Below are 14,684 nucleotides of genomic sequence, written 5' to 3' on the forward strand. Positions count from 1 at the left end.
TGTTCCCAAAGATAGGTAGTGAGATCAAAAATTAACTCACATTTTATAATGATAGTAAAACTATTTAAATAGATACAAATTCAAGGCCTAGCCCAATTGACAACAACGTTAGAATGTTGGACGATAATTTTTAGACCTTTAATACTTCACTGGTAAAATCTTTACATACTATCTAACAGACTAAGCACACTTTCAGCCCTTAAATTAGCTTGAGACAAAATAGAAGTAGACGCTTGTTTTATAATTTGAGTTTGCGTCAAAGTTGCCGTCTCTTTAGCAAAATCTGCGTCTTGAATTCGTTGTTTTGCGGCAGACAAATTCGTATTTGCTGTTTGCTGTCTACGAATAGTCGATTCAAATCGATTCTGAGTGGCACCCATGGTATTACGCTGATTAGAGACTTGCTGGATGGCAATATCGATTATCTCCAAAGACCGCTCTCTATCCTCTTCTGTATCGAGTGATAGCGTATCAACCGTTGCTTTGATCCTGTCTTCTGAGTACAAATGAAATGCGGCGTTATCTTCTAGCTCAGATTCCATCGTTGTGAACTTGTCACCAAAGGAATTAAACTCGATTAACGGTGTATATAACCCGTCTTCCGTTTCAGAGAACAGCGGGCTCATATTGCGCAGTTCCAATGTATCTGCACTTGTAGAAAATCTAATACTGCCATCACCTTGTGTAGTCGGTATTACGCCACTGAGCCTTACACCTTGCCCGGCTAAAGCCGTTGAAATACGATCTCTTATTTCAGCATAATAATACCCATTTTCACTATTTCTTAAGCTGTTTGGTGGATAAGTAATTGTCGGATCATAAGCAGGAATATCATCACACCGCACGTCTATGCCGTTTACTTGGAAGACATGGGGAAGCATATTATAGTTAAAGTGACCCATAACACCGATAGTGCCAGACTTTTGCGCAACCAACGGCGACTGATTAGGAAGACGCGGGGCTGAGTTGATGTCATCAATCAAGTCATCAATATCAGTATACGGGCCATTAAACGATTGCCCATTCACTTCAAGTGGCCCACTGTTAAAAGCCGTTTCTAAATTTACACCCCTAACAGAAGAGCGGATCAAACCACTTGGGTAAGTACTGATCACCTCCATACCTCTTGGCTCCCATTGATACGAACCTAAGTTTTCTGTTTTGGTGTTTAAGTCAGTAACTCTGATTGTTTCAAGCGCGTCTTGGCCTACCTGAAAATCCGCAACATAGGTACCGTTAAGTAAATTTGAGCCTCCAAAGGTCGTGTCGTTAGCAACCCTATCAATTTCATCGCGTAACGCCGAAAACTCTTCCGATATTGCCTCAATATCAATAGCAGTATTGGCCCCATTGCCTGCCGCGATTGTTAATGTTCGCATACGTTGAAGATTATCAATCACACTCTCAAGGGCGCCATCAACCGATTGGGTTACCGATATACCGTCTAACGTATTTCTGATAGCTTGCTGGCTTCCATTAATCTTAGACGTCAACCTTGACGATATTTGTAAGCCGGCAGCATCGTCTTTTGCACTATTGATACGAAGGCCTGAAGCGAGTCGCTCCAAGCTTGTACTTTCGTTATTCTGAACTTTTGAGAGAGTATTTTGCGCAGAAAGCACAGCAGTATTAGCTACTGAAAGCATAAAGTCCCTTTAAATATGTCCTTGTGACAATTTTTTGCCACTCCTTTGTAATGGAAAGGTACAAAGCAATAAGTAAGCCAAATTGGTAATTTTATAATATTTATTAAAAGCTTTGGTCAAAAGAAAAAATAGTTTCACAAATTAAGATATTTCCGTGTAGAAATTTATCCATCTGTACATTGAGCAAATAAAAGAATTCTGTCATTTATTTTCAGCGGAGTTCGAAGCGATATTTTTAATTAAACCAACAATCTTCTTTAGTCACGCTGAAGAGAGCTGGTTAGAAATCATCGAAAAAAGTTAAAACTGGCTAACCTTCGGGTTCGCTTTCTTAATATTTCCCCTTCCTCGTTCCTTTTTAGTTAAAAGCCGTAACAGCGGTTTAAAACTCATATAAAAATAAAGGAGCATATCATGTTCAGATATATATCAACGCAGGATCTTCTAACTTTAGTTGACTCAATCCGCAGTATCATTCTCAAAAACGACCATAAAATTAATCATTTAATGTTAAACAAAGAAAACCCTGATTTTGAGGGGCTTTGGTCAATTGTCGAGCCAGATGTTTATGCCAATAAGCAACTGAACTATCGTGGTGTAAAAGTGTTGTTTTATAAAATGATGGTTTTTCTGCTCGAAGATATTCAGGAGGGCACTTTTGATTATTCCGATTACAATGAGGAACCTTGCAACGAAAATCCTGAGCGCTTCGATGAGTTATTTGATACGGAATTAGAGAATGACTTCTATGATGACTTTAAGGAAAAAATTGAGCGTGAGTTCGAGCCAGAGCTTAATAATGAGCGTACTCAAAATTCTATAAAAGAGGCCATATCGCAAATCAAACAAACGCATTCATAGGATAAATAAAGCTATTTTTGCATTTAAAAATAGCAGCCTAACCATAACTCACGAAATACGCCACGAGCCGTTATTTGCCGGCTCACTACTCAATGTCTGGGTAGTCAGAGTTCATCTGATAATACTAGTGAGGGAATTGTACGCAAATATACTTTTCCATTGTGGTAATACAAAAGCGTATTGCCAACGATAATGTAAGGCGAGGCTTAAGGGCAATGAAGGAGTAGCGTGCTACTCCTTTTTTAATTTATTACGAAAGAAAACTTGGAGTTCGGTTTTTCAGACTAATGCTCGAGCATTTATAAATTCAATATCTTACGCATATTTACATTGCAGTTTTTACATTTAAAAAGTAATCTATTTCAGTTGTTTGAATATGGATATTGTAAGTAATATGGAAAGTAGCAATGACCCTACACACCTCGATGAAAAAGATCACCAAGCAGAAAGTAATGGCCAAGATAAGCTTTCATCTAATCATGAGCTAGTTAAGCAATGGCGATTAAATCTGGAATCTATTAAGAATGATATTAGCTTTGAGCTCCCCTCAGAGCCTGATAATACGAATGAAAGTTTATTAGCTGCTCTTGAAGCGTTAGAGTATTTAGATAAGAAAAATACTCTACTAGACGAAAATGAAGATTTTCAGTTTACAGACGATGGATTTGAGGCTTATAAAGCCAGGTATCATGTTGCTTTTGAGTACTTGTCTGGACTAGAAAAATTTAATCCTAATAAATCATCTGCAAAATTCTACTTTTTCTCAAGAACTAAGCAACTTGAGCAACGGCTAAAAATAAGTAGCTGGATACATTCACTTTTTCACCTTTTAATGTTGTTAATTATTATTTTGACTTTGGGAGGAGTTAGTCTTTTGATTTTACAACAGACCCAGGGTAATTTGTTTGTAAAATTATTGCTGGGGTGGTTTTGGATTGAAAGTATTAAAAGCTCCGCACACTTAGTAAGTAAATACAAACAAGTCGCTAGTACTCCCTTTCGCTTTAGCGTTAGCTTGTTAGGCATTCACTCTGTAAATATTTTACTAAAAGTAATTACCTTATGGGTTATACCTTTTGTTTTTATCGTAAGTTACAACAAATATTGGATTGATGATTTTATAATTATTGGTTTATTTCTGTCTTGTGTTATTAACTTTAAACTCGATGATGAGCCGACTGAAGAGTTAAATAAACAGGAAATTACAAGAGTTGAGAGTGCAAATGTTTAAGTGGAGTATCTTTATTGCCCTTATGGCTTTTAGCACTATATGCTTAGCAAAAATAGATATTGACCTCGCCTGCAAAGAAAAGAAAGAACAGCAACATTCTCTACTAGAAAGACTATCAACTTCTCTTACTGAAGCTCATTTAGCTGGACAATGTACTGGTTTTAAATCTGTATATAGGATTAATTTGAAAGAAGCTTGCTCTGAGTTTTTAGAGCAAAAAGCATCGCTATTAAGCTCTTTAAGTACCTCTTTAAAAGAAGCTAATCTGGCAGGTATGTGTGTTGGCGCTATTTATAAATTAGCCAAAGAGTGTAAAGCAGATACTTACAACATTAATTACACTGATATCGCTAGAGGAAGCATTACAGTAGAAATTGTTGAGCAGCGCCTCGGTTGCTACGGAAATACTTATGGCTGGTAAAAATACAAGTATTGCGGCTGTTGCTTGTCAGGCATTAGGAATTGACCGTAATTTGTTACCAGAGCGGTTAAGAAGTCGTTTAAATTATTACGTTAAAGATAAAAATCTCAATGCCAAACTGCTGGATGAGGCCGATATAAAATCTGAGTCAGTCGACTATGTACCTAAGCCTATTAAAGCAGGTAATCACATATTTATACGAAACCTTGTAATTTTAGACACGCTTTTTGAAGATAAAAAGTTAGTCGTAAAGTGGTTAAACGGTGAAAAAGTCAATTCTGAAAATTTTGAGCAATTTGCTAAGGAATGGAAGGCTAAAAAATTACTCTTTCAAGCACTAGATAGGCGAATCGGAGATTTAAGGCTTTTTTTAATAAATAAAAATATAGATTGGTCACAAGATGAAATCCCATACCCATTTAGTGATGGTAAATATAGTTCAATGGAGTTGATTGCTAATTCTATAGAACTTGATAACCAATCGAGCCCATATGATTTAGCGCTAAAAGCTGTTATTGACGGAGAGTTTGGGGCTTTAGGTAAATTGATTTCTAATAATCCTGGTGCTTTTATCAGCGAACACGGTCAGTGGCTAGTAAATTTATACAACACTAAAAAAGCAGAGTACGAAGAATATAGTATGTTGCTCAATAAATATTAAAATATTTAATCTTTTTCTTTTTTGTGACTTTCACAGTTTGATACTTGCTCTTGAAGTCACCACACAATGCGGTGACATTAGGAGATTCTAATGAATAGATTTATAGTTTTTGAAGGGCTTGATGCCTGCGGAAAAACTACACTAAGTTCTTTATATGCAAAAGAAAAAAATGTTGTTGTTCATTCAGCTATAGTGGAAGAAGCGCTGGAGTTGAGAAAGATCATTGATTCTTTTGAGTCGAAAGAGAGTGCTTTTTTGTTTTTTTTACTTAATAACTTTCTGAGAAGTCATACTGTCTCCGGAGCAATAAAGTCACAGGATGTCGTAGTCGACAGGTATATTTTTTCAACTTTAGCGTATCAGACGATCATGCTTGGAGAAAAACTCGTTAAGAATATCTTTGATACACTTAATATCTCTCAAAACATTCTTCTTCCAGAAGTCATTATATTTGTTAAGGCTGATGCGGAAACAATAAATAGTAGGATAGGGGCTAGATGTGGCAGTATTCAGTGGTATGGAGATGCTATTACACAAAATAGTTGTGTAGAAACAGCCTATAAAAAGATCTTTCAATGGTTTAATATTCCAGTAGTCGAGATTGATACATCCGAAAAGAATAGTCGCTCGATTGAAGAAAACTACCAACTAATGAAAGCTCAAGTTGAGCGTGCCCTATCTAGTAGCCGCATCTAAAAATAGTTTATCAATTAAGAGGGAAGTGAGCACTTGAGTCAATTCCCTTTTAGACAGCAATGCCATATTTTCGGCAGCAAACAAGTAGAATAGAAATTGTATTCTCAATCAACTATACAGCGATTAAGTTCTTTTGAACGGCTGTAAATGACTCGTGAAGCTTACCAGCCCAGACTTGATTAAACACTTATCACTTTTATCGTGACCTTTAATCGTGATTGAAGTTAGACCGCCCTCTTTCAAGTTAATCATCCACTAAATGTATCCTCATCCCACTCGGCAATAAGTAAAACTGATATCGTTTCTCAATGCTCGATGGGTGTATTGTATTAACAACTTATCTAGCTAAATGGTCGCGTGACAATCAATCATATTAATGATTGAAATGGTTTTGCAGGTTTAATTTTAAATAATTTGTTGTTTCCCTTTTTTGTGAATTTCACAGTTCGATACTTCCTCCTGAAGTCACCGCAGTCCGCGGTGATATTAGGAGTACATTATGTATCATTTAATTCTTTTTTCATTATTCAGTGAAACCAATGAACTTTCATCAGCAGATGCGGCTGTGAAAACAGCGTTATTGAACCTTGTATTAGGAGGTTCATATGAATAAGACGATTGATGAGTTGGTAATTAATTATCACGTTACAGAAGTATGTAATTATTCATGCAAATTTTGCTATGCAAAGTGGGACCGCCCCAACGAATTACATGCAAATGAAAATAGCGCAGAGTTAATGCTTGAAAAGTTAGCCAGTTACTTTTTTGATGTTAATAGCAATCAAGTAAAAGCGGTTTTCCCTTATAAAACAGTGCGTATTAACTTTGCAGGTGGGGAGCCTTTAATACTCAAAAAGCGATTTGCACAATTGATTATGAAGGCAAAGTCACTTGGTTTTAATTTATCTTTAATTACTAATGGCCATTACCTAACAAACTCTTTCATAAACAATTATGGCGCTATGTTTTCAATGATCGGGATAAGTTTTGACAGCCAATATATGACTACACGTGAAGATATTGGTCGAATAGATCGCAAAGATAAGTCTTTTGGTACTCACGATTTAATTAAAGCTGTTAAACAGCTTCGTAAAGTTAACCCATCCATCACAATAAAAATAAACACCGTTGTTAATAGCCTTAATTACCAAGAGTCATTCGAGCAGCTAATAGCAGAAATAAAACCTGAAAAATGGAAAGTTTTCCAAGTACTACCTGTATTAAATGACAACTTATTAATTTCTGATGAGCAGTTTACTGTTTTTGTAAACCGTCACGCTTCATTAAAAGAAGTCATGGTGGCAGAAGATAATGAAGCGATGACGACTTCTTATTTGATGATTAACCCTCAAGGGCGTTTTTATCAAAATAGTTCAACTCAAAATGGATATATTTATGGTGATTTAATTTTAGATGTAGGGGTAGAGAAAGCATTAGAGGTTTGCCAGATAAACTGGGAGACGTTTGCTAGCCGATATAAAAAGGATAATACAATTAGCCTCATTAGTAATAGTGAGTATCAGCTCAAGAATAAACAAAACAAAATTGCATTAAATCAGGGAGTATAAACATGAGCTTCATAAATACAGATGAACAATTCGCAGCATTGTTCAAAGAGTCCATTGCGTCAGATTACAAAAATGCACTATTACTGATGAATGTAAGCCCTGATGTTAGTTTGTTTAAATTTCGCAGGATACTTGAGACCTTATGCTTACTTTATGCTCAACGCCATAGCTATGAATTTACTAGTAAAAACTTATGGGAGCAAATAAATGAGCTAAAAGATATCAACGCAATTCACGGAGCTGATAGAGAGCTATTTCATGGTGTTAGAGAGTTAACAAATGATGGAGTACATAATAAGGAGTTAAGTAAAGAGATATTGGTTAGTAACGCGTTAGTTTCAAGAAGACAAGTTTTAAACTTGCTGGAGAGTGCTTACTTGAGCTTTGGGCTTGGTAAATGTATACCAAAATACGAGTTAATAAATGTGGGAGGCCAAGAACATAAAGATTTATGGTTTAACTGTTTAATGTCTTGTGACTATAAAGAGTATTTAAGCTTAGGTGATTTTTACGAAAAAATGGGCGAAGTTTTTGAAAGCGAAGACTTTGATGATAAATCTTTCACTGCGCGAGCACAGAGTATGTATGCTTTTGCAGCTGAGTCTTATAAAAGTGCTTTTCAACTTTGCTCAAAAAAAACGATAACCGATGTTATTAGCTCTGATGATAAACAAGTCAGTATTACTCAGCAAAGCCATCAAATTCTATTTAAATATGCTCTTTTATGTCTCAATCATAAAGTAGATAACCTTCAAATTACTGAGATAACAATATTACTAAGCGCATTAGCAAAAAGGGGGTTTTACGCTGCTTACGCTTATTTGGGGTGGTGTCATTACCTGAGTGAAGACTATAAAAAAGCACATAAATACCTTACCCATAAAAAAGCTGAAGACACAGTCTTTCTTTTTCAAAAGTTAGGTGTTTTATATTCTTCAGGCAAAGCTTGCCTTGTTAACGGTGATAAAGCTGTTGAGAGTTTTCAAACAGCAGCAATGCGAGGCTGTAATAAATCAATGTTTGAATTAGGTAAAATCTATTACAAAGGAGAGTTAGTTCCAAAAGATGACAAACTAGCTCAACAATATTTATGCCAAGCAATCGCTACTGGAAACTTTGATGCAGCTTTGTACCTTGATGAAAAGTACTTAAAAATAAGAGAGCTATTTTCTGGTTTACTAGATGAAATCAAAGGTACCAAAGTAAAAATAGGGCCACAAAAATGTTGGACTAAAACTACTAAATTAGGACGAAATGAACTTTGTTCGTGCGGCTCTAATGCAAAGTTTAAAAATTGCTGTGGAAAATAAATAATCGAGGTATGCCTCAAAAGGTTTAGCTTAAATTAAAGCGAGAGACAGTGTCTCTCGTTTTTAGTTTTACCTTTTACTTTTGCTAATTCACCATATTTTATATAGCATCACTAAATAGTATGAAACACTTTAAATCAATGAGTTGTACGTATAGCTTTGTTGGCTAATAGCGTAGTATTTAGGGATGCGTTAAGTTATGGATAAAAGAAAGCTCAGCGAAACAGATATAATCAGTAAGTTTACTCTGCCAACAGTTAAAACCGCAGGATGGGACGATATTACCCAAATACGCCAAGAAGTGAAACTGCGAGACGGTAAAGTCATCGTTCGTGGTATGGCTGCTGCACGTAAAACAGTAAAAAGTGCTGATATTGTTCTTTATCACAAACCTTCTATCCCCTTAGCTATAATTGAAGCCAAAGCCAATAAACACGAGATTGGCAAAGGAATGCAGCAAGGTTTAGATTACCCCCACCTATTAGATGTGCCATTTATCTTTGCGAGTAATGTGACGGCTTCGTATTTCATGATAAAACCAGACTAGGTACGCCTGATGCATATAACCTTGAAACCGAAATATGCTTAGCTGAGTTCCCATTACCACAAGGGTTTTAGACTTAGTTTTGTGCTTACAAAGGTTATATCGAATCGCAATTACCTGTAACCAGCTAAGCTTGGCAAGGTGAAACACTTTTATTTATTGAGCCTCTTTAAGATTCAGCTGTATTGCTATTGAGTTTTAATGATGATGGTGTTCCATTAGCTCAAGATGACATTGGGGAAGTAGATTTAAACGAGTTAACTTTACTATTGACAAGTATTTTCTTGATGAGAGGGTTCTAAACTCGAGAAAAAGAGACACTTGGGAAACCAGTCTGGCGTTATTTTATAGTTATCAAAGAGCACTTAAAACGGCTAATGAAAATGGCAGTGTGGCCGCAAGAACCAAAGCAGAGGAAGAGCTTAAAAAATTAAAGGAGTTATTAGCACCTTGTTCAGAATTTTCATCAGTAGCCAAAGAGTCTTTATGCAAGTTGGGAGATATAATGGCAATCAAGATTGCCTGCGCATAAATGGTGTTTTTCATGGATAAATATGTGGTACTAGAGGAATTAATATGACTATTAAACAAGGAATATGGACGATTTACGCTGAGCTACGATCGCCAGTACAAATTCAGCTGGACAGTGAGCAACAGCTTGAAATAGTTATTGGAGCTTTATAATCATGGCAATTGTCTTCAACAAACCACAAACTATTGCGCAGTTGTTAGCGCAACAACTCGCGATTCCTGAGTACCAACGGCCTTACAAATGGCAGCCTAAGCACGTTAACCAGTTAATTGATGATATTTTTAATCACCGCACTAAGCCGTGTTATCGCCTTGGTACTGTGGTATTGCATCAAGATAAAGAATCAGTGAATGAGAATAAAAAAGAGACACTGAACATCGTTGATGGGCAGCAGCGACTGCTTACTTTAACGCTGCTTTGCACCATTCTTGATGGGGCTGAGAAAGCTATTTCATCCACTTTGCTAGAACATAAGTTTGAATCATCAGTCAGTATCGATAACCTCAAAAATAATGCTCAGATCATTTCTGAACGAGTAGCAAGTTTTACGGCCCCGGAAAAGCAGGAATTGCTTAATTTTGTGCTTAACAAGTGCGAGCTTATTCAAGTGACATTAGATGATTTGAGTGAAGCGTTTCAGTTTTTTGATTCTCAGAATGCCCGTGGTAAAGCCCTTGCGCCGCACGATTTACTCAAAGCGTATCATCTGCGTGAAATGATGGACGCCACGACACAAACAGAACGCTTGCACCATGTAAGCCTTTGGGAGCAAGGCGTTAACCCTGATGATGATTCAGCCAATTTGCACACCATCATGGGGGAGTTCTTGTTCCGTATGCGTCGATGGATTGACGGTGATTATGGCATTACGTTTAGTCGTCATAACATTGATGTATTCAAGGGGATCAACCTAGATAACACCCAGTACGCTTATGTGGATGCAATGCTGGCGCTCGATTACGCGGTTGAAACCTTTAATGGCGATCCTGCGCGAAAATGGGACAAGCAAACCAAGAGTTATCCATTTCAAGTAGAACAGGTGATGATCAACGGTAAGCGATTTTTTGAGTATATTCAGCATTATATGGCCATTCACACAAGCTTATTTGTTGGCAACGAGGCAAGACTTGCTTCATTCGTTAAAAATTACACTAGATACAGTGGCAGTCACCGTAAAGGGGATAGCTATGTGCGTAATTTATTTTTGTGTACCGTGATGTATTACTTCGACAAATTTGGTGATGTGGAGTTAGAAAAAGCGGCGCAGATTTGTTATCGCTGGGCATATTATTTACGCCTTGAGTTGCAACGCATCGATATGGAATCAGTTGATAACCACGCTAAAAGCCGTAGTGGGTTATTTAGAGCAATTCGCAAAGCCGTCCACCCTCAACAGGTGTTGAACTTTCAACCACCTTTTATCAAAGAGTCTAAGTTTAATAATGCTAAGGACGTGCAGGCATCTATTAAAGCAATGAAATCGGGAAGTATCAATGAGTGATGTGAACCAAGTAGAAGAGTTATCCGTTAGGGAGCTTTTCGATAAGAAAACTGAATATATTATCCCTATTTATCAGCGGAATTACGCTTGGGGTGCGCCTGAGATCGAGCAGCTTATTCAAGATATTAGTGATGCCGCAGGGTTTAATACTCAGCCAGGTGAAACTGTTAGCTTAAAACAAGCAAATTATTACCTAGGTAGCCTTGTTGTCTATCAGCGCACAACTCACTCACAGCAATCAAATGTGATATACGAAACCATTGATGGACAGCAAAGGCATACCACGCTCTCTATTTTATTGGCGTATCTAAAACATCGAAAAGTATTGGGTGAGAGTGATCTAGCAGGGGTAGACATTAATCTAACTTTTGATAGTCGACCAAAATCTTCTAGAGCGTTAAAAGATATTTATATAGGTAAGTCAAGTGGCGAGCCTGAAGAGCCTAACATTCATGCTGCGTTGAACATTATTCAGCGTTACTTCAAAACCAAAGGGCTAGATACAGAGGCTAAAATTAAACAGTTTTGCGAATACCTGTTAGATAACGTCACTATATTGAGAGTCGTTGTGCCACCGCAAACCGATCTTAATCACTACTTTGAGATCATGAATAACCGTGGTGAGCAACTAGAAAAACACGAAGTATTGAAAGCGAAATTCATGGCTACACTGAGCAATGATGATGAAAGAAATTGTTTTTCAACCATCTGGGATGCTTGCTCGAATATGTCGCGCTATACCCAGATGGGTTTTCAATCTGATTTGCGTAAAGAAGTATTTGGTGACAATTGGCAAACTATGCCAAAAAGCTTTGATGCGATTCAAGCAAAGCATACGAGTAAACAGCAAAAACAAGATGCAATGACACTACGCGAAATTATCGACAACAAAACACCCAGTGAAAATACCGATGATGAAGAGCGCGAGAAAGAAGAGCGCTTTGGCACGGTTATCGACTTTTCAAATTTCTTACTTCATGTACTCAAGTTGATGCCTGAGATTAAGGGGGTATCGCTTGATGATAAAAAATTACTTGATGCGTTTATCAGTAAAGATAATGGCTTGAGAGTTGAGACCAAAACCTTTGTATATGAGTTGCTTAAGTACAGAGTTCTATTTGATAGCTACATCATCAAGCCAGACCAACATAATGAAAAGCGTAAGTGGAGCCTACAAACTCTAGTAGCTAATTCGAGCGGTACTCGCACAAGCTCTAGCTATAATACCTCTTTTGGTAAAAACCAAGACTCACTAAATGAAAAGTTGCGCATGATATTAGCAATGTTTCATGTATCAAACCCAGCCTTAGTTTATAAGCGCTGGTTAAATGATGCACTAAGTATTTTGAATAGGAATGTTACACATGATGCGGATTTAAGCATTGATGGAGAGGTTTACTTAACTGAGCTTGAACGCTTAAGCGATCGCTATTTTGAACAAATCACCGGCGATCAATGTTTAAAGTTTAGTGAAGAGAATCCTGGAATACTTCATCAAGGAACAGGTGTTCAGAACTTTGTGTTTAACCGCTTGGATTACCTACTTTGGAGAAATTTGTACGATGGAAAGGCTATTTGCGATATCACTAAAGAGACTCTGAAGGAGCACTTTACAAGTTTTCAATTTGCGTTTAGAACCTCAGTTGAGCATTACTTCCCACAAACGGATCCATCTGGTGCAAGCAAAATGAAGGATGTTGACCGATTTGGTAATCTGTGCCTGATTTCGCCCAGCAGTAACTCAAGGCTTAGTAACTACTCTCCGCAGGATAAGAAGACGTTCTATCAAGAAAACAATCGTGCCGAGAGCCTAAAGCAAGCGATTATGATGAATTACGATGACTGGGGTCCGGAGGGACTGGGGCGAAAAAATATAGAAAAACACGAATCGGCTATGTTAAAGGTTTTATCCGTAATAAAAGTATAAGTCATGGTGCTGTATCTATTTTTATTGGAAGTTAACCATAGAGTGGGCTTAGCTGTAATTAACTTAGTTTAAAGCATGATAAAGCAGTAATTAGTCGATTTGATTTTAAGTTAAACCCAGCTTATTTATAACTAATAAAGAATTTAATGAAAAATATAATGGATTTAAGGATGAGATTTTCAAAATTAGCAAAAGAAAGCTTAGGTTGTTATGTATATTGCTTAATAGACCCTATTGATGATGAAATTTTCTATATAGGTAAGGCATCCAAAAATAATAGGGCATTTGATCACTTAAAAGAAATAGGAAAGGAAACAGCCAAAGCAGGTCGTATTTCAGATATAAGAGCTGCAGGTGAAGAGCCTAGAGTTGAAATTTTAAGATATGGCTTAGATGAAAGCACAGCATTTGAGGTGGAAGCAGCGATCATTGATACTATTGGTTTGGAAAATCTGACAAATGAAGTCAGAGGGCACGGCATTAAAAAAGGGCGTTCTACTATTGAAGAGATAGAAAGGTTATTTTCATCTGAGCCGCTTTACATAGGTGATATTGAAGAAAAATGTATTCTTTTTTATATACATAAAACTTACTCACCAACTTTAAGTGAAACTGAGCTTTATGACATGACCAGACAATTTTGGCATATGGTCTCTAAAGAAACTAGGAAATCAGGGGAGTATAAAACTGCATTAGCTATCGTTGATGGCGTAGTTGTTAGGGTTTACTCAATAGAAGCTTGGTTCCCAGCAGGATCTACTCTTTCATCTAGAAACTTTGGTGGAAAACCAGATAAATGGGAATTTGTTGGTCAAGGTCTGAATAAACATGAATTATACGGACGCCGTTTAGTTGATTCAAACAATCAGCCAATAATGTCCATGCAGAAAGGTTATAGTTATTTACCAACTAAATGATATGGTTTCTCAGCGCCATTTAGCAATTCTAGAGCTTGTGCCTTCAAAGCCAAGCTCTATCACTATTATCCAACTGAAACAAAAACTTTTTAATAGTGGCTTGAACCTTTCTACACGCATGCTGCAACGTGATCTTCAATCTTTATACGATCAAGGCTGTTTTGGCCTTGAAAAAGATACGCGAACAAAACCTTATGCATGGTCTATTAGTAAGGGCTGGCGGGGTAGCTCACCGTTACTCAGTATTGAGATTGCTCAGCATTACTTACTGCTTGAGCAGCTTATGCCACAGAATATTCCTGTAGATATTAAACAAGCAATTCATTCTAAAGCTGATATTGCATTACAGCGACTAAATGGCATCAAACCTGAATGGTTAAACCTAAAAAGTAATAGCTCGATTAAGGTGAATCTCGACAGCAAGGTTGTTGAACAAATCGAGCATGCAATAAAACATAATCGTTCAGTTAGTGCTGAGATTTATCGTGTTTTATATGATCAGGCACACTGGTTAGCTTTTCCTGAACTTAGCTTCTATGGTCTTGAAGAAGCCAACGGAATTCTTATGGCGCAGTTTATGGTAGGGGCGTTGCATGACAAGTGCTACCGGATGCCAGTTTATCGTATTCGTAATGTGAAAGTATTACAAAAGACACGGCGTGAACCAAATTTAGAGCAGTTAAGCTCATTAAGATCTGCAATTAATAAAGGAAAGCGTCAGGACAGTATTAACTTGATTATCAAAGTGCCGTGTCAGTCTTCATTGAATCAAGGGTTTGTGCAATTTGGTGAGTTAATAGAGCAGAAAAAGTTAGATGCTCAAACATCACTGCTTACATTCAATGTGAAGGACACAGAGCAATTAACAA

Annotated in this window: 13 protein-coding genes and 1 pseudogene; 12 read left to right on the forward strand and 2 right to left on the reverse strand. The window is 37.1% G+C overall.

From position 1 onward, the window contains the following. Nucleotides 1-161: 161 nt before the first annotated feature. Nucleotides 162-1,646: a flagellin gene (locus tag AUR67_RS21500; protein ID WP_058584552.1), complete on the reverse strand. Its 1,485-nt coding sequence runs from the start codon at nt 1,644-1,646 to the stop codon at nt 162-164. Between the two features lie 414 nt (nt 1,647-2,060). Between AUR67_RS21500 and AUR67_RS06005 the strand changes: the two genes are divergently transcribed. The 8 genes and pseudogenes from AUR67_RS06005 to AUR67_RS06040 form a co-directional block, all read left to right on the forward strand. Next, on the forward strand, nt 2,061-2,507 hold the full coding sequence (locus tag AUR67_RS06005) for a hypothetical protein (RefSeq protein ID WP_058584553.1): 447 nt from the start codon (nt 2,061-2,063) through the stop codon (nt 2,505-2,507). Nucleotides 2,508-2,883: 376 nt separating this feature from the next. Beyond that, a complete protein-coding gene (locus AUR67_RS06010; protein WP_058584554.1) occupies nt 2,884-3,738 on the forward strand; it encodes a hypothetical protein in 855 nt (284 codons plus the stop codon). Next, nucleotides 3,731-4,159 carry a hypothetical protein gene (locus AUR67_RS06015; protein ID WP_058584555.1) on the forward strand — a complete coding sequence of 143 codons (429 nt, stop codon included), beginning with the start codon at nt 3,731-3,733 and terminating at the stop codon, nt 4,157-4,159. Before AUR67_RS06010 ends, AUR67_RS06015 begins: the two co-directional genes overlap by 8 nt. Continuing rightward, nucleotides 4,149-4,820 (forward strand): hypothetical protein, encoded by a 672-nt coding sequence (locus tag AUR67_RS06020; RefSeq protein WP_058584556.1) that lies wholly within the window; start codon nt 4,149-4,151, stop codon nt 4,818-4,820. The genes AUR67_RS06015 and AUR67_RS06020 overlap by 11 nt, the downstream gene beginning before the upstream one ends. 90 nt (nt 4,821-4,910) lie before the next feature. Then, complete coding sequence (locus AUR67_RS06025; RefSeq protein WP_058584557.1) at nt 4,911-5,516, forward strand: deoxynucleoside kinase; 606 nt, start codon at nt 4,911-4,913, stop codon at nt 5,514-5,516. Between the two features lie 605 nt (nt 5,517-6,121). Beyond that, entirely contained in the window at nt 6,122-7,084 is a 963-nt protein-coding gene (locus AUR67_RS06030) for a viperin family antiviral radical SAM protein (RefSeq protein WP_082665579.1), read from the forward strand. Nucleotides 7,085-7,086: 2 nt separating this feature from the next. Continuing rightward, nucleotides 7,087-8,394: a DUF4145 domain-containing protein gene (locus AUR67_RS06035; RefSeq protein WP_058584558.1), complete on the forward strand. Its 1,308-nt coding sequence runs from the start codon at nt 7,087-7,089 to the stop codon at nt 8,392-8,394. 199 nt (nt 8,395-8,593) lie between these two features. Then, a pseudogene (locus AUR67_RS06040) lies at nt 8,594-9,009 on the forward strand (type I restriction endonuclease); the annotation flags it as partial. 283 nt (nt 9,010-9,292) lie between these two features. Here AUR67_RS06040 and AUR67_RS21145 read toward each other — a convergent pair. Next, nucleotides 9,293-9,484, reverse strand: a complete 192-nt coding sequence (locus AUR67_RS21145; RefSeq protein ID WP_161936932.1) for a hypothetical protein — start codon at nt 9,482-9,484, stop codon at nt 9,293-9,295. A gap of 140 nt (nt 9,485-9,624) precedes the next feature. On the opposite strand from AUR67_RS21145, the gene AUR67_RS06045 reads away from it, so the two are divergent. From AUR67_RS06045 to AUR67_RS06060, 4 genes are all read left to right on the forward strand, one after another. Further along, entirely contained in the window at nt 9,625-10,971 is a 1,347-nt protein-coding gene (locus AUR67_RS06045; protein ID WP_058584560.1) for a DUF262 domain-containing protein, read from the forward strand. Next, entirely contained in the window at nt 10,964-12,898 is a 1,935-nt protein-coding gene (locus AUR67_RS06050; RefSeq protein ID WP_058584561.1) for a DUF262 domain-containing protein, read from the forward strand. Before AUR67_RS06045 ends, AUR67_RS06050 begins: the two co-directional genes overlap by 8 nt. Before the next feature lie 146 nt (nt 12,899-13,044). Then, nucleotides 13,045-13,815 carry an LEM-3-like GIY-YIG domain-containing protein gene (locus tag AUR67_RS06055; protein WP_058584562.1) on the forward strand — a complete coding sequence of 257 codons (771 nt, stop codon included), beginning with the start codon at nt 13,045-13,047 and terminating at the stop codon, nt 13,813-13,815. A gap of 1 nt (nt 13,816) precedes the next feature. After that, nucleotides 13,817-14,684 (forward strand): hypothetical protein (locus AUR67_RS06060; protein WP_058584563.1); only part of this gene is annotated, 868 nt, incomplete at its 3' end.

Source organism: Pseudoalteromonas sp. XI10, from assembly GCF_001469895.1.
Classification (GTDB): domain Bacteria; phylum Pseudomonadota; class Gammaproteobacteria; order Enterobacterales; family Alteromonadaceae; genus Pseudoalteromonas.